The sequence below is a fragment of the Streptomyces sp. NPDC014801 genome (assembly GCF_043082085.1).
Classification (GTDB): Bacteria; Actinomycetota; Actinomycetes; order Streptomycetales; family Streptomycetaceae; genus Streptomyces.
Genome location: NZ_JBIBXG010000001.1, coordinates 646,944 through 661,984, shown reverse-complemented (window position 1 = coordinate 661,984; position 15,041 = coordinate 646,944). Strand labels below are relative to the sequence as shown.

General features: G+C 73.1%; 16 protein-coding genes. 12 read left to right on the top strand and 4 right to left on the bottom strand.

Going from position 1 to position 15,041, the window contains the following annotated elements:
* Positions 1–29: 29 nt before the first annotated feature.
* From ACF1AL_RS02885 to ACF1AL_RS02875, 3 genes are all read left to right on the top strand, one after another.
* The gene (locus ACF1AL_RS02885; RefSeq protein WP_366840881.1) at positions 30–689 is read left to right on the top strand and encodes a TetR family transcriptional regulator; all 660 of its coding nucleotides are present in this window, start codon (positions 30–32) and stop codon (positions 687–689) included.
* Between the two features lie 81 nt (positions 690–770).
* The gene (locus tag ACF1AL_RS02880) at positions 771–1,991 is read left to right on the top strand and encodes an alpha/beta hydrolase (protein ID WP_384209804.1); all 1,221 of its coding nucleotides are present in this window, start codon (positions 771–773) and stop codon (positions 1,989–1,991) included.
* 66 nt (positions 1,992–2,057) lie between these two features.
* Positions 2,058–2,903, top strand: a complete 846-nt coding sequence (locus ACF1AL_RS02875; RefSeq protein ID WP_391779957.1) for a DUF4429 domain-containing protein — start codon at positions 2,058–2,060, stop codon at positions 2,901–2,903.
* Here ACF1AL_RS02875 and ACF1AL_RS02870 read toward each other — a convergent pair.
* Complete coding sequence (locus ACF1AL_RS02870) at positions 2,851–3,387, bottom strand: MerR family transcriptional regulator (RefSeq protein ID WP_391825394.1); 537 nt, start codon at positions 3,385–3,387, stop codon at positions 2,851–2,853. The two genes, ACF1AL_RS02875 and ACF1AL_RS02870, sit on opposite strands and share 53 nt — an antisense overlap.
* A gap of 97 nt (positions 3,388–3,484) precedes the next feature.
* On the opposite strand from ACF1AL_RS02870, the gene ACF1AL_RS02865 reads away from it, so the two are divergent.
* The 3 genes from ACF1AL_RS02865 to ACF1AL_RS02855 all read left to right on the top strand — a co-directional run bounded on the left by ACF1AL_RS02865 (position 3,485) and on the right by ACF1AL_RS02855 (position 6,746).
* The gene (locus ACF1AL_RS02865; protein ID WP_391695146.1) at positions 3,485–3,952 is read left to right on the top strand and encodes a GNAT family N-acetyltransferase; all 468 of its coding nucleotides are present in this window, start codon (positions 3,485–3,487) and stop codon (positions 3,950–3,952) included.
* Positions 3,953–3,970: 18 nt separating this feature from the next.
* Entirely contained in the window at positions 3,971–4,810 is an 840-nt protein-coding gene (locus ACF1AL_RS02860) for a serine hydrolase domain-containing protein (RefSeq protein ID WP_391659365.1), read from the top strand.
* A gap of 76 nt (positions 4,811–4,886) precedes the next feature.
* Positions 4,887–6,746 carry a protein kinase gene (locus ACF1AL_RS02855; RefSeq protein ID WP_391825393.1) on the top strand — a complete coding sequence of 620 codons (1,860 nt, stop codon included), beginning with the start codon at positions 4,887–4,889 and terminating at the stop codon, positions 6,744–6,746.
* Between the two features lie 25 nt (positions 6,747–6,771).
* Here the strand turns inward: ACF1AL_RS02855 and ACF1AL_RS02850 are convergent, their stop codons facing one another.
* Together ACF1AL_RS02850 and ACF1AL_RS02845 are read right to left on the bottom strand one after the other, a co-directional pair.
* Positions 6,772–7,326, bottom strand: coding sequence for a hypothetical protein (locus ACF1AL_RS02850; RefSeq protein WP_391825392.1), 555 nt, complete (start codon positions 7,324–7,326; stop codon positions 6,772–6,774).
* Between the two features lie 92 nt (positions 7,327–7,418).
* Positions 7,419–8,198 (bottom strand): pirin family protein, encoded by a 780-nt coding sequence (locus tag ACF1AL_RS02845; protein ID WP_391825438.1) that lies wholly within the window; start codon positions 8,196–8,198, stop codon positions 7,419–7,421.
* Positions 8,199–8,359: 161 nt separating this feature from the next.
* Between ACF1AL_RS02845 and ACF1AL_RS02840 the strand changes: the two genes are divergently transcribed.
* The 5 genes from ACF1AL_RS02840 to fabF all read left to right on the top strand — a co-directional run bounded on the left by ACF1AL_RS02840 (position 8,360) and on the right by fabF (position 13,303).
* Positions 8,360–9,565, top strand: coding sequence for a helix-turn-helix domain-containing protein (locus tag ACF1AL_RS02840; RefSeq protein WP_366840872.1), 1,206 nt, complete (start codon positions 8,360–8,362; stop codon positions 9,563–9,565).
* Positions 9,566–9,654: 89 nt separating this feature from the next.
* Positions 9,655–10,566 (top strand): ACP S-malonyltransferase, encoded by a 912-nt coding sequence (locus ACF1AL_RS02835; protein ID WP_391659368.1) that lies wholly within the window; start codon positions 9,655–9,657, stop codon positions 10,564–10,566.
* 24 nt (positions 10,567–10,590) lie between these two features.
* The gene (locus ACF1AL_RS02830) at positions 10,591–11,592 is read left to right on the top strand and encodes a ketoacyl-ACP synthase III (protein WP_366840870.1); all 1,002 of its coding nucleotides are present in this window, start codon (positions 10,591–10,593) and stop codon (positions 11,590–11,592) included.
* 103 nt (positions 11,593–11,695) lie between these two features.
* Positions 11,696–11,944, top strand: a complete 249-nt coding sequence (locus ACF1AL_RS02825) for an acyl carrier protein (protein WP_004931691.1) — start codon at positions 11,696–11,698, stop codon at positions 11,942–11,944.
* Between the two features lie 87 nt (positions 11,945–12,031).
* Positions 12,032–13,303 carry a beta-ketoacyl-ACP synthase II gene (gene fabF / locus ACF1AL_RS02820; protein ID WP_366840869.1) on the top strand — a complete coding sequence of 424 codons (1,272 nt, stop codon included), beginning with the start codon at positions 12,032–12,034 and terminating at the stop codon, positions 13,301–13,303.
* A gap of 93 nt (positions 13,304–13,396) precedes the next feature.
* Here the strand turns inward: fabF and ACF1AL_RS02815 are convergent, their stop codons facing one another.
* Entirely contained in the window at positions 13,397–13,891 is a 495-nt protein-coding gene (locus ACF1AL_RS02815) for a DUF3145 domain-containing protein (RefSeq protein ID WP_366840868.1), read from the bottom strand.
* 250 nt (positions 13,892–14,141) lie between these two features.
* Here ACF1AL_RS02815 and ACF1AL_RS02810 point away from each other — a divergent pair, with 250 nt between their 5' ends.
* Positions 14,142–15,032 carry an SGNH/GDSL hydrolase family protein gene (locus ACF1AL_RS02810; protein WP_391819216.1) on the top strand — a complete coding sequence of 297 codons (891 nt, stop codon included), beginning with the start codon at positions 14,142–14,144 and terminating at the stop codon, positions 15,030–15,032.
* Positions 15,033–15,041: the final 9 nt, after the last annotated feature.

The following is a 15,041-nucleotide window of genomic DNA, read 5'->3' as shown; positions in this document are numbered from 1 at the left end:
AACTGGGAGAACTGTTCCGAAGGAGGAATGTGGACACGCTCGGGACCCCACGCGCGACGCCGCGGCCGGGGCTGCGCGAGATCAAGAAACAGCGCACCCGGGACGCGCTGGTGCGGGCCGCCCTGGAGCTGTTCACGACCCAGGGCTACGAGCGCACGACGGTCGACGAGATCGCCGAGGCGGTCGACGTCTCCCAGCGCACGTTCTTCCGTTACTTCGCGGGCAAGGAGGACGCCGCGCTCGCCGTGCAGGCCATGACGGAGGCGTCCTTCCTCCAGGCGGTGCGCGACCGCCCGCCACAGGAGACGCCGATGCAGGCGCTGCGGCAGGCCCTCGTGGAGGGCTGGGACCGCATCGGCGAGTCGATCGAGGCGGTCGTCCCGGTGGAGCTGTACCTGCGCATGTACCGGATGATCGAGTCGACCCCGGTACTGCTCGCCGCCCATCTGCGCCGCTCCGCCGAGACGGAGGAGAAGATCGCGCGGGTGCTGGCCGACCGCGAGGGCATCGACGTGGACGCCGATCCGCGGCCGCGGCTGCTGGTGGCGGTCTTCGGCGGGGTGATGAGGGTCACCGAGCGCCGCTGGAGCGTGGGCGAGGACGGCAGTGTGGAGGCGATGCGCGAGCTCACGGCGCACTACCTGGACCAGGTGGGTCCGGCGATCACGGGCACCTGGCGCACCCCCTGATCCCTTCACCGCGTTTGCGAAACGTGATCCCTGTCACTCGGTTCACGCGAGACCCTCTCGTTCTCCTAGTGTGTCCTCCCAGTGACTTCCTTCGACTCCTCCTCACCGCAGATCAACGTCTGGCGCATGCTGCTCGCGCTGGCCGTGGTGTTCGTGATGCTGGCGACCACCGGCTGGACGGCCATGCGCCACGGGCGGGAGAGCACCGCGCTGCAGGCGTCGCTCTCGGCCTGGGAGCAGGGCAGTGTGGGCGGCCACCGGCTGCCCGACCCGGACGCCGGGCCCGCCCGCCTCACCCGTTTCTTCGCCTCGCTCACCGTCCAGCAGCGCGACGCCCTCGCCCGCCGCTATCCCCTCGCCGTCGGCAACATGAACGGCGCCCCGCCCGGTCTGCGTTACCGGGCCAACCGGGTGGCGCTCGCCCAGGCGGTGCACACCGAACGGGACCGGATGAGCGACGCCCGGCTCAGCAGGGCCGGGCAGCAGGTGGCGGGCAAACGGATGCACCGCTTCGAGTCGATGCTGCGGAACGGCCGGCAGATCCTCGCCTTCGACCCGGACGGCTCCGGGCGGGCCGCCGAGGTCTTCGGCGACCTCGACCAGGCCGAGCGGATCTCGGTGATCGTCCCCGGCGTGGACACCAACCTGCTCACCTTCCAGCGCACCTACCGCGGATACTCGGCGCCCGTCGGCATGGCCGGCTCGCTGTACGCGGCCGAGCGGGCGGCGAGCCCCACGACCCGTACGGCCGTGATCGCCTGGGCCGACTACACCGCGCCCGCCGGTCTGGGCATCGACTCGGCGACCGCGATGCGCGCCGAGGACGGCGCCGTACGCCTGAACGCGCTGCTGCGGGCGCTGCCCGGGCGCGCTCCGGTGTCGCTGTTCTGCCACAGCTACGGCTCGGTGGTGTGCGGGGTCGCCGCGCACGACCTGCCGAAGCGGGTGGCCGACATCGCGGTGGCGGGCAGCCCCGGGATGCGGGTGGCGAAGGCGGAGCACCTGGGCACACCGGCCCGGGTGTGGGCGATGCGGGACGCCACCGACTGGATCCAGGACGTGCCGTACCTGGAGTTCGGCGGGCTGGGCCACGGCGCGGACCCGGTGTCGCCGGCGTTCGGCGCGCGGGTGCTGTCGGCGCGGGACGCCGACGGGCACGCCGGCTACTTCGCCCCCGGCACGGACAGCCTGCGCAACTTCGCCGACATCGGCGTCGGCGCATATGACGCGGTGAGATGCGCCGACGAGGACGGTGCCTGCCGGGTGGGTTTGTCCGGTGCCTCGATGGCCGGACGCGCGTAGAGACAGCAGGAAGTGCGGTCTGCGGGGGGATGGGCCGAAGAAGCGGAGCCGCATACGATGAGCCGCATGGGTGACGTACTGGCCGGATTTCATGCCGCCTGGGAGTTCGAGTCCGACTCCGTGCTCATCCGTTACGAACGGGGGATCCGGACACCGAAGCTGTTCCCGGCGCTCGGTGAGCGGCGTGTCCCGCTCGCGGCGCTGGAGTCGGTGACGCTGACACCCGGCAAGCGGGGCACGGTCGTACTGCGGGCCGTGCCGCGGCCGGGGGCCGATCCGCTGTGGGAGGCGGCCGACGGTCAGCTGAAGGAGGGCGGCGACCCCTACCGGCTGGTGCTGCCGGCCGAGCGGGAGACCCTCGCCGAGTACTACGCCGACGAGCTGCGGGGCCTGCTCACCGCGTCAGGTCCCACCGAGCGGTTCCTGGTGGAGGCGCCGCGTACGCCGCGCGCGTTCAAGGCGTACGACGCGAAGGCGTCCTTCGACGGGTCCGTCGTGCGTTTCCGCTGGTCGTGGACGGGTGCGTCGTCGGCGAAGTGGAAGGCCGGGGACCAGAGCTTCGCCGTGGACGCGCTCAGCGGGGTGGAGTGGCGCTCCCCCGAAATCTTCGAGGGGCATCTGCGGCTGATACGGCGGGACGACGACGGCGCCGCGCCGCCGACACCGGACCAGGACCCGGCGGCCGTGGTGTTCGGCCTGGGGTACGGGCCCGTGCACGAGTCGCTGCCATTCGCGGCGGCGGTGCTGGCCGCGGTGCGCGAGGCCCGGCCTGTGGTGGCGGTGCCGGCCGCCCGGCGGGATCCGGCGGACATCGCCGAGCGGATCCGGCACCTGGGAGAGCTGCATCAGGCGGGGCTGGTCACGGACGAGGAGTTCTCCGTGAAGAAGGCGGAGCTGCTGGCGCAGCTGTAGCGGCGCTCGCGCCGGGCCGTCCGGCCCCCGCATAGAAGTCGATCTTGCGGTCGAGCACCGCGAGCGTGTCGTGCAGCTCGGCGATCCTGGCCAGAACGTCCCGGCGGGTCGCCTCGAGCAGTTCCTGGCGTTCGGCGTAGGTGCTGTCCCCCTCGCGCACCAGCTGCGCGTACCGGACCATGTCGGCGACCGGCATGCCGGTCAGCCGCAGCTTGCCGACCAGGTCGAGCCAGTCGAGGTCGCGGTTGCTGTACCGGCGCTGGCCGGTGTGCGAGCGGTCGATGTGGTCCATCAGCCCGATCCGCTCGTACCAGCGCAGGGTGTGCGCGGTCAGGCCGGTGAAGGCGACGACCTCGCTGATCGTGTAGCGGTCCTGTCCGTCGGGGCGCGGGTGCCGCGGCGGCGGGGCGGAGCAGAGGTCCCTTCGGGTGGCTGTGTCCTCGGCCCTCCGGCGGGCCTCGGCCGTGGTCTGCATCACCGTCATGACCCCCACGCTATGACCTTGGAGTGCACTCCAAGCAAGCGGATTGAACAAGGAGTTCCCGGGGACAACGGACCCGGATGTAAGTACCGTAGGCGGTATGAGCCTAGTACGTCGTGCCGTGCCGGAGGACGCCGGGGAACTGCTCCGGCTGCGCCAGGTGATGATCGACGCCGTCCGCTCGGAGCGGGCCGCGGACTGGCACGCGGAGTCGCTGCCCGGGCTGCGGGCACGGCTCGCGGACCCGGACGGCGACTTCGCGGCGTTCGTCGTGGACCATCCCGAGCGGCCCGGGGCGCTGGCCGCCCTGGTCGTGGGGACGCTGGAGTACCGGATCGGACGGGCGGGCCATCCGCGCGGGATCGCCGGGTTCGTCTTCAGCGTGGCCACCGACCCGGACGCGCGGCGGCGCGGGTACGCCCGCGCCTGCATGGAGGAGTTGCTGGCCTGGTTCCGTGAGCGGGGCGCGGGCTACGTCCATCTGACCGCGTCCGCCGAGGCGGAGCCGCTGTACGCGTCGATGGGGTTCGTGCGCAAGCCCGACCCCTTGATGGAGCTGACGCTGTGAGCGCTTAGGCTCGTCGGCATGTCGCTGCAGAGCCTCGCACTGATCGAGAACTGGCCGGTTCCCACCGCCGCCGCGGGTGTCGTCCGGGCCGACGGAACGGTCCTCGGGACCCACGGCCCGGCCGGGCACCGCTTCCCGCTGGCCTCGGTGACCAAGCCGCTCGCGGCGTACGCCGTGCTCGTCGCCTACGAGGAGGGCGCGATCGAGCTGGACGAGCCGGCCGGTCCCCCCGGGTCGACGGTGCGGCACCTGCTGGCGCACACCTCCGGTCTCGCCTTCGACGAGCACCGGGTCACGGCCGCGCCCGGGGAGCGGCGGCTGTACTCGAACGCCGGGTTCGAGCAGCTGGGCGACCATGTGGCCAAGGCGACGGACATCCCGTTCGCGGAGTACCTGCGCCAGGCGGTGCTGGAGCCGCTCGGCATGACCGCCACCTCACTGGAGGGCTCCCCCGCCAAGGACGGCGTGTCGACTCTCGAGGACCTGCTGCGCTTCGCCGCCGAGGTGCAGGCGCCGCGGCTGCTGGACCCGCGCACGGTCGCCGCGGCGATGACCGTGCAGTACCCGGGCACCAAGGGCGTGCTGCCGGGCTACGGCCACCAGAACCCCAACGACTGGGGCCTCGGCTTCGAGATCCGCGACGGCAAGGCGCCGCACTGGACGGGCACCGCGTCCTCGCCGCGCACCTTCGGGCACTTCGGCCAGTCGGGCACGTTCCTGTGGATCGACCCGGACGCCGGGCGGGCGGGCGCGCAGGGTGCCGCCTGCGTGGCACTGACGGACCGGGCGTTCGGGCCGTGGGCGATCGAGGCGTGGCCGGCGTTCACGGACGCGGTGCTCGCCGAGCTGCGGACCTGACCCGGGGCCGGGTGATCACTTCCGCTAACCTCCCTGTGCGCGAAGGTCGGTGTCGTGACGCTCGGGGGAGACAGGGATGGCAGGGACACAACAGCAGGGCGAGTTCCGGCCGTTGGAGGCGGGTGACCCGGCCGAGGTCGCCGGCTACCGGCTCGCGGCCCGCCTCGGATCGGGCGGCATGGGCACCGTGTACCTGTCGTACACGCCCGGCGGGCACCCGATCGCGCTGAAGATGATCCGGCCGGAGCTGAGCGAGGACCCCGAGTTCCGCCGCCGCTTCCGCCAGGAGGTGCAGGCCGCGCAGCGCGTGCAGGGCCTGTACACCGCTCCCGTCATCGACTACGACACCGAGGGCCCGCGCCCGTGGCTGGCCACCGCCTATGTGGCGGGCCCCTCGCTGGCCGCCGCGGTCGCCGAGCACGGCCCGCTGCCGCTGCCGTCGGTGCTGCTGCTGCTCGCCGGGATGGCGGAGGCGCTGTCGGTGGTGCACGGCGCGGGCATCGTGCACCGGGATCTGAAGCCGTCCAACGTGCTGCTCGCCGCGGACGGCCCGCGGGTGATCGACTTCGGCATCGCCCGGGCCGTCGACGCCACCGCGCTCACCGGCACCGGCGTCTCCGTCGGCACTCCGGCGTTCATGTCGCCCGAGCAGGCCGCCGGTCAGCCGGTGACCCCCGCCGCGGACGTCTTCGCGCTCGGCCAGGTCGCGGTGTTCGCGGCGCGCGGCCGGGGCGCCTGGGGCGACGGGCCCTCGCACGCGGTGCTGTACCGGATCGTGCACGAGGAACCGGACCTCGCCGGGCTGCCCGCCCCGCTCGCCTTCGTCGCCCGCTGCCTGGCCAAGGACCCCGCCGAGCGGCCCTCGCCGGCCGAGCTGCTCGCCCTGTGCCAGGAGGCCTCCCCCACGCCGCTGCGGCAGTCCGGCTCCTGGCTGCCGCAGGCGATCGCCGCGCAGATCACCCAACGGGTGTCCGCGTCGGCGGCGCTCGCCTCGGCGCCCACGACCGCGCCGGCCGCCCCGCCGCCCACCGCGCCGGTCACCCGGCTCGACGCTCCCGGGACCCCGCCGCCCGCGTCCCCGGCGCAGGGCTCCGCCGCGCCGCCCGGGCACGCCGCGCCCACCGTCGTGGCCGCCCAGCCGCCGGGCGCGCACACCGCGCACGCCGCGCCGACCGTCGTGGCCGGTCCGGGACACCCGCCCGCCGCCCCGCGGCCGGCCTACGGCCCGCCCACGCCCCCGCCGTCCTACCCGCCGGGCCCGGCCGCGCCCCAGCCGGTCCACGCACCGCCGCACGGTCCCGCCCCGCAGCCCGTCTGGCAGCCGCCGCAGCCGGTGCCACCCTCGCGGGCCCGGGTCGGCCGGGGGCTGGCGATCGGCGTCGGCGTGGTCCTGGCGCTGGTCTGGCTGGGCGGCTGCATGTCGCTGCTGGCCAACCTCGGGTCCGGCGACTCCGCGGACGGGCGCTCCGACGCCACGGCCGCCCCGCAGCCGCTGCCCGACCCCAAGCCGGTCACCTACCGGGGCGTCACCATCCCGCACGGCTACTGGGTGCGGTTCGCGGACTCGCCGCCCAAGCCGCTCACCGACGACAGCTCCAACGCCCGCTACGGCGAGAGCGCCGACCTCTACTACGACGACGACCCCTCCTACTCGGCGGACGAGACGCCGGTCGTCGGCAGCGACCACGAGCGGCTGGTGCTGCTGTCCAACGCCGAGAAGGGCTCGCTCGCGACCTGCCGGAGCGTCACCCGGTACACCGACGACGTCCACCTCTCACAGCTGAGCAAGGGCTCCCAGCTGTGCGTGCACACGCGCTCCGGGCACATCGCGCTGGTCACCTACCGGGGCGCGGCACCCAAGGACGACCCGAGCGACTACGTCACCGTCGACATCACGGTGTGGCGCAACGCCGAACAGGCCACCGACCAGGAGTGATCCACGCCCCGGGAGCGTCACGGGGCTAGAAAAAGGCCCGGCGCTCGCAGGTCGTGGAGACGAAGTCGCCGGGGTCGGCGACGACCTGGTCGACACCCGTCGCGGAGTTGCCGTCGCAGTTGACGGAGTCGTTGCCGCGGACGCCGTCGCGCACGCTGATGGTGTCGTTGCCGGCGCCGGTGGTGATCACGTCGGGGCCGGTGCCCGCGTCGACGGAGGCGGGGATGGCGACGTCGTCGGCGATGAAGAGGGTGTCGCCGTTGTCGCCGAGGAGGATGCGCAGCTGGGTGACGCCGGTGCCGCAGTCGGCGGAGACGGTGCTGCCGGGCAGCCGCTGGCAGCCGTTGAACGCGGCGATGCCGGACTGGTCCTCGACGATCAGGTGGCCGGCGTTCAGGCCGACGGTGACCTGGTTGGCGACGCCGGAGCGGGCGAGGAGCTGGACCGTGCCGCCGGAGCGGGTCACCGTCGATCCGGGCGGGTCCTGCGCCACGGCGGGCAGGGCGAAGGCGGTCAGGACCACTCCGGCGGCCGCGGCGGGCGCGGCGGCGCGTATCAGGGTGCGATGGGTGAGCTTCATGCTGCTCGTTCTCCTTGGTTTGAGGGAGGCCCGAGGGGGTAACTCCGGGCCTCCCTCAGGTAAGCAGCGTGTAGCGGGACGTGCACACTCGGCTACATGCGTTCGAGTGCCGAACGTGCATGCGACATCTCCCAGAGCAGGACCTCCGCCGATGTCTCCGCGAGCAGCTCCAAGCCCTCGGCGTCCGTGATCCGCACGGCGTCACCGGGGCCCAGCCGCCCGGCGTCCGCCGCGTCTCCGGACTCCTGCCCGCCGGCATCCGCCGGGTCTCCGGGCTCCTGCCGCCCGGCGCCCACCGCGTGATCCGGCCCCGGCCGCCCGGCGTCCAGGCGGAGGTGACCGCGCACCACGTGGACGTACACGCACGCCGCGTCCGGCACCGCCGTCCGCTCCCCCGCCGCCGGCCGCCGCACGTGCAGCAGCGCGCCCGCCGCCGGGACGGCGTACGGGGTGGAGTCGGCGATGCCCCGCACCACCTCGTACGACGGCTCGCCGCCGGGCTCCCGCGGGGCCAGCCACATCTGCACGAAGGTCAGCGCGGCAGCGCCGTCGTTGCGCTCCACGTGCCGCACGCCGGCCGCCGCGCTCAGGTGCTGCACGTCGCCGGGGCGTACGACCGTCTCGTGGCCGGTGGAGTCGCGGTGGGTCAGCTCGCCCTCGACGACCCAGGTGACGATCTCGGTGTGGCTGTGCGGGTGCTCGTCGAACCCGGCGCCGGGCGCGAGCCGCTCCTCGTTGCAGGCGATCAGCGCGCCGAAGCGCAGATTGTCCGGGTCGTAGTGCGGGCCGAAGGAGAAGGCGTGCCGCGTCTCGATCCCGGCCCCGGGCTCGCCCCCGGGGTAGCGCTCGTCCGCGCGCCGTACGTCCACCATCACGGGCCCCACGGTAGCCCCGCCCGGAGCCGCCCAGGGCACCGGCGGCCGGGCCTTTCGGGCCGTTCCGCGACGCCGGCGGCGGCACGCGGTGCCACCGAGGCGGACGGACCCGTACCCGGCTCCACACGCCGACGTCCCGATAAGGCAGTCTTGTCCCCGTGCCCGAACCCGAATCCCGTCATCCCGACCCCGCAGCGCACCCCGTCCATCCGCACTCCGCGACGCTGAAGCGGCTGGAGAAGTCCTCCGGTTCACTGGCCGCGCAGGCGATCGCGCGGATGGACGAGACGCTGCCCTGGTACCGGGCGATGCCCCCGGAGAACCGTTCCTGGATCGGGCTGGTCGCCCAGGCGGGCATCGCCGCGTTCACCGAGTGGTTCCGGCACCCCGAGACCCCTCAGGCCATCTCCACCGACGTCTTCGGCACCGCGCCGCGCGAGCTGACCCGGGCGATCACGCTGCGCCAGACCGTGGAGATGGTGCGCACCACCATCGAGGTCATGGAGTCGGCCATCGACGAGGTGGCCGCCCCGGGCGACGAGAGCGTGCTGCGCGAGGCGCTGCTGGTGTACGCCCGCGAGATCGCCTTCGCCACCGCGCAGGTGTACGCGCAGGCCGCCGAGGCACGCGGTGCCTGGGACGCCCGCCTGGAGTCCCTCGTCGTCAACGCCGTACTCAGCGGGGAGGCCGACGAGGGCGCCGTCAGCCGGGCCGCCGCGCTCGGCTGGAACGCCCCGGAGCATGTGTGCGTGGTGCTGGGCACGGCCCCCGACGGGGACAGCGAGCTGACCGTGGAGGCCATCCGGCGCGCCGCCCGGCACGCCAAGCTGCAGGTGCTCACCGGGGTGCTGGGCAGCCGGCTGGTGGTCATCGCGGGCGGCAGCGACAACCCGCTCGCGGTGGCGAGGTCGCTGATCGGCCCGTTCGCCGCCGGGCCGGTGGTGGCGGGCCCGGTCGTGGCCGACCTGCTCGCCGCGACCCGGTCCGCGCAGGCCGCCGCGGCCGGCCTGAAAGCGTGCGCGGCCTGGCAGGACGCGCCGCGGCCGGTGCTGGCGGACGATCTGCTGCCGGAGCGCGCGATGGCCGGTGATCCGATGGCGCGCGAGCAGCTGGTGGAGGAGATCTACAGACCGCTGGAGGAGGCCGGCTCCGCGCTCCTGGAGACGCTCTCCGTCTATCTGGAACAGGCCAGCAGCCTGGAGGGAGCCGCGCGGATGCTGTTCGTTCACCCCAATACCGTGCGCTACCGGCTTCGACGTGTGACTGACGTCACCGGTTGGTCGCCTTCCGATGTACGCTCTGCGTTCACCTTGCGCATCGCACTGATCCTGGGGCGTCTGGCCGACGGTGATCCCCAGACCTAGTCTTTTGTCGGGGGCCCACAAAACCCCCTCGTGTTCTTCGTCCTTGTCCCCACGGGCGGCCACGGCCGTCCCCAAGAGAGAGTGTGAGAGTGCTCGTACTCGTCGCTCCCGGCCAGGGCGCTCAGACGCCCGGCTTCCTGACTCCCTGGCTCGACCTGCCCGGCGCCGCCGACCGCGTCGCCGCCTGGTCCGAGGCCATCGGACTGGACCTCGCCCACTACGGCACGAAGGCCGACGCGGAGGAGATCCGCGACACCGCGGTGGCCCAGCCGCTGCTGGTGGCGGCCGGCATCCTGTCCGCCGCGGCACTGGGTGACGTCACCCCCGGCGCGGTCGCCGGCCACAGCGTCGGCGAGATCACCGCGGCCGCGTTCGCGGGCGTCCTCGGCGACACGGCCGCCCTGACCCTGGTGCGCACCCGGGGCCTGGCGATGGCCGAGGCCGCCGCGATCACCGAGACCGGCATGTCGGCGCTGCTCGGCGGCGACCCGGAGGTCTCCACGGCACACCTGCAGAAGCTCGGCCTGACCCCGGCGAACATCAACGGCGCCGGCCAGATCGTGGCCGCCGGCACGCTGGAGCAGCTCGCCGCGCTGAACGAGGACAAGCCCGAGGGCGTCCGCAAGGTCGTCCCGCTGAAGGTGGCCGGCGCCTTCCACACCCACCACATGGCGCCCGCCGTGGACAAGCTGGCCGAGGCCGCCAAGGCCCTCACGCCGGCCGACCCGAAGGTCGCGTACGTCTCCAACAAGGACGGGCGCACCGTCGCCTCCGGCGCCGAGGTGCTGGAGCGGCTGGTCGGCCAGGTGGCCAACCCGGTCCGCTGGGACCTGTGCATGGAGACCTTCCAGCAGCTCGGCGTCACCGCCCTGCTGGAGGTGTGCCCCGGCGGCACCCTGACCGGCCTGGCCAAGCGCGCCCTGCCGGGCGTGAAGACGCTGGCGCTGAAGACCCCCGACGACCTCGACGCGGCCCGCGCGCTCATCGCCGAGCACGCCTGAGACGCCCAAGGAGCCGAATCGAACATGGCGAAGATCAAGGCCAGCAAGGGCGCCCCGTACGCGCGCATCGTCGGCGTCGGCGGCTACCGCCCGACCCGCGTGGTCCCCAACGAGGTCATCCTCGAGAAGATCGACTCCTCCGACGAGTGGATCCGTTCGCGCTCGGGCATCCAGACCCGGCACTGGGCGAACGACGAGGAGACCGTCGCCGCGATGTCCGTCGAGGCGTCCGGCAAGGCGATCGCGGACGCCGGGATCTCCGCCGAGCAGATCGGCGCGGTGATCGTCTCCACGGTCTCGCACTTCAAGCAGACCCCGGCCGTGGCCACCGAGATCGCCGACAAGCTCGGCACGAACAAGGCCGCCGCATTCGACATCTCCGCGGGCTGCGCCGGCTTCGGCTACGGCCTGACCCTCGCCAAGGGCATGATCGTCGAGGGTTCGGCGGAGTACGTGCTGGTCATCGGCGTGGAGCGGCTGAGCGACCTGACCGACCTGGAGGACCGCGCGACGGCCTTCCTGTTCGGTGACGGCGCCGGCGCGGTCGTGGTCGGCCCGTCCCAGGAGCCGCACATCGGCCCGACGGTCTGGGGCTCGGAGGGCGACAAGTCGGAGACCATCAAGCAGACCGTGCCGTGGACGGACTATCGCGAGGGCACGGTCGAGAAGTTCCCGGCCATCACCCAGGAGGGCCAGGCGGTCTTCCGCTGGGCCGTGTTCGAGATGGCGAAGGTCGCCCAGCAGGCGCTGGACGCGGCCGGGGTCAGCCCCGACGAGCTGGACGTCTTCATCCCGCACCAGGCCAACGAGCGGATCATCGACTCGATGGTGAAGACCCTGAAGCTGCCGGAGACGGTCACGGTCGCCCGGGACGTGCGCACCACCGGCAACACCTCCGCCGCCTCGATCCCGCTCGCGATGGAGCGGCTCCTGGCGACCGGGGAGGCCAAGAGCGGCGACACCGCGCTCGTCATCGGATTCGGGGCGGGTCTCGTCTACGCCGCGACGGTCGTTACCCTCCCCTAGGCACTCCGTGCCGGATCATCGATTCCGGCACGGCGAAAGCACCACCCTGCCGCTCCCGCGGCGGGCGCCACACCTGGAAGAACATCAACGAAGGAGCGCCACCATGGCCGCCACTCAGGAAGAGATCGTCGCCGGTCTCGCGGAGATCGTGAACGAGATCGCCGGGATCCCGGTTGAGGACGTCCAGCTGGACAAGTCCTTCACCGACGACCTGGACGTCGACTCGCTGTCCATGGTCGAGGTCGTCGTCGCCGCCGAAGAGCGCTTCGACGTCAAGATCCCGGACGACGACGTCAAGAACCTCAAGACCGTCGGCGACGCGACCGACTACATCCTCAAGCACCAGGCCTGAGTCCTGCTCGGGCCGGGGAGCCCCGGCCCCGCCACCCGGCGGTGGCGCCGTGAGAATCCTCGTTCAATCGTTGGAGAAAGAATTCCCGTGAGCTCGACCAATCGCACCGTGGTCGTCACCGGTATCGGCGCAACCACACCGCTGGGTGGCGACGCAGCCTCGACCTGGGAGGGCCTGGTCGCCGGCCGTTCCGGCGTCAAGCCCCTGGAGCAGGAGTGGGCGGCCGACCAGGCCGTCAAGATCGCGGCCCCGGTCGCCGTGGAGCCCACCGAGGTCATCCCGCGGCCGCAGGCCCGCAAGCTGGACCGCTCGGCGCAGTTCGCGCTGATCGCGGCCCAGGAGGCGTGGAAGGACGCCGGCTTCGAGGCCAAGGCGGGTGAGGACCCGAACATCGACCCCGACCGGCTCGGCGCGGTCATCGCCTCCGGCATCGGCGGCGTGACGACCCTGCTGGACCAGTACGACGTGCTGAAGGAGAAGGGCGTCCGCCGCGTCTCCCCGCACACCGTCCCCATGCTGATGCCGAACAGCCCCTCGGCCAACGTGGGTCTGGCCGTGGGCGCCCGGGCGGGCGTGCACACGCCGGTCTCCGCGTGCGCCTCGGGCGCCGAGGCCATCGGCTACGCCATCGAGATGATCCGCACCGGCCGCGCCGACGTCGTCGTCGCCGGCGGTACGGAGGCGGCGATCCACCCGCTGCCCATCGCCGCGTTCGGCAACATGATGGCGATGTCCAAGAACAACGACGACCCGCAGGGCGCCTCGCGCCCCTACGACGTCGCCCGCGACGGCTTCGTCCTCGGCGAGGGCGCCGGCGTGCTGGTCCTGGAGTCCGCCGAGCACGCCGCCAAGCGCGGCGCCCGCGTCTACGCGGAGGCGGTCGGCCAGGGCATCTCCGCCGACAGCCACGACATCGTGCAGCCGGAGCCGGAGGGCCGCGGCATCGCGCACGCCCTGCAGAACCTGCTGGACCGCACGGACCTGAACCCGGCCGAGATCGTGCACGTCAACGCGCACGCCACGTCGACGCCGGCCGGTGACATCGCGGAGCTGAAGGCGCTGCGCAAGGTCTTCGGCGACGACGCGGACCACATGGCGGTCTCCGCGACCAAGTCGATGACCGGTCACCTGCTCGGCGGCGCCGGCGGTGTGGAGTCGGTCGCGACCGTGCTCGCGCTGTACAACCGGGTGGCTCCGCCGACCATCAACGTCGACAACATCGACCCCGAGGCCGAGGCGAACGCGGACGTGGTCCGCGGGGAGGCGCGCAAGCTGCCCGTCGAGGGCCGTATCGCCGCGCTGAACGACTCGTTCGGCTTCGGTGGGCACAACGTGGTGCTGGCGTTCCGGACGGTCTGACAGCCACGTACGCAAGCGTGAAGGGCCCCCACCCGCGCGGTGGGGGCCCTTCGGGCTTTTTTTTGGGGGGGGCTTACGGGTGGCTTGCGCTGCTCAGACGACCTGGTGCAGCCAGCGGACCGGGGCGCCCTCGCCCGCGTACCGGAAGGGCTCCAGTTCGTCGTCCCAGGGCTTGCCGAGGAGCTTGGCGATCTCGGCCTCCAGGTCGGTCTCGTCGCGCTGGGAGCGCAGGAGGGCGGCGCGCAGCCGGTCCTCGGGGATGAGGATGTCGCCGTGGATGCCGGTGACGGCGTGGAAGATGCCGAGGTCGGGGGTGCAGGAGTAGCGCTCGCCCTCGGCGGTGGCGCAGGGCTCGGCGGTGACCTCGAAGCGCAGCAGGTGCCAGCCGCGCAGCGCGGACGCCAGCTTGGAGGCCGTGCCCGCCTCGCCCTGCCAGGAGAACTCCGAGCGCCAAGTGCCGGGCGCGGCGGGCTGCCGGATCCAGTCGAGGTTGACGCGCGTGCCGAGCACCCCGGCGACGGCCCACTCGACGTGCGGGCACAGCGCGCGCGGCGCGGAGTGCACGTACAGAACTCCACGTGTCGTCACCGGGACCTCCGGGCAGGCGGGTCGTCTTGCGGGCGGGGCGGCGGCCGGGCGGGCCACGCTGATGGCGAGGCTACCGTGCGGCGGCGCAAGGAGTGTGACGTACCGTCGGTCCCGGTGCCGTGAAACGCCCGCCATTCACCCAGGGGGACGCTTGAGCGGGTGTGAGCCGTTGCACGGCACGGCGGGGGAACTCCCGCGCGTTGTCATGGTGGGGAGGAGTCTGCCGGACGAGGTGAGGGGTCTGCAGGGGATGCGCAAGCGAAGCCATCGGGCGCGGGCGGTGACGGCTCTCGTGGCGGCCGTCGTGCTGGGCGCCTCGGGCTGTGACGCGATCGGCGGGGACTCCCCCGGCGGGCCGGGGGGTCAGGCGCGTCCGTCGCCGACCCCGTCGTGGAACACCAGGCCGGACTCGGTCGCGGCGGTGGGCGACTCCATCACGCGCGGTTTCGACGCCTGCTCGGTGCTGTCGGACTGCCCGGAGGTGTCGTGGGCGACCGGCAGCAGCCCGCGGGTCGACTCGCTGGCGGTGCGGCTGCTGGGCAAGGAGCGGGCGGCCACGCACAGCTGGAACTACGCGGTGACGGGCTCGCGGATGGCGGACGTGCCGGCGCAGATGGCGCGGGCGGTGGCGCACCGGCCCCAGCTGGTGACGGTGATGGCGGGCGCGAACGACGCCTGCCGGGACAGCACCGCGGCGATGACGCCGGTGGCGGACTTCCGCGCCCGGTTCGAGGAGGCCCTGCGCACGCTGCGGGCGAGCCTGCCGACGGCCGAGGTGTACGTGGCGAGCGTGCCGAACCTGAAGCGGCTGTGGGCGCAGGGGCGGACCAACGCGCTCGGCAAGCAGATCTGGAAGCTCGGGATCTGCCCGTCGATGCTGGGCGACGCGGACTCCTTCAGCGCGGCGGCGACCCTGCGCCGGGACACGGTGCAGGACCGGGTGGAGGCGTACAACGGCGTGCTGAAGGACGTGTGCGCCAAGGACCGCCACTGCCGCTTCGACGGCAACGCGGTCCACGACTTCCGCTTCGGGACGGCCCAGTTGAGCCACTGGGACTGGTTCCACCCGAGCACGGACGGCCAGGCGCGGCTGGCGGAGATCGCCTACCGCACCGTCACCGCGAAGGAACCGGTGACCTAGGGTTTCCCA